General features: G+C 35.0%; 1 protein-coding gene. It reads left to right on the top strand.

What is annotated here, in order from left to right; genetic code table 11:
- Positions 1 to 234, top strand: a 234-nt coding sequence (locus HMI57_RS18550) for a hypothetical protein (protein WP_216607722.1), incomplete at both ends; no start/stop codon positions are given.

The following is a 234-nucleotide window of genomic DNA, read 5'->3' as shown; positions in this document are numbered from 1 at the left end:
GCAAAATACATTAGATTTAAGAACATATATTGAAGATGTAGCTAGTACTTCAACATTGACAGATATTACTGTAGATGCAGGAACAGCAGCTGCTCCTAGTATTACATTTACAGGAGATACAGATACTGGTGTTTATAGTGGAGGAGCTAATAAAGTAGATATTACTACGGGAGGCACTAAAAGAGTGGAAGTAAGTTCTATAGGATTAGATATAACAGGAGCAATAACTTCTAC

It is taken from the genome of Arthrobacter sp. 260 (assembly GCF_013116745.1).
GTDB lineage: Bacteria > Actinomycetota > Actinomycetes > Actinomycetales > Micrococcaceae > Arthrobacter_D.
Note: the sequence above shows the minus strand (reverse complement) of the source record. Positions and strands in the feature narration are given on the sequence as shown.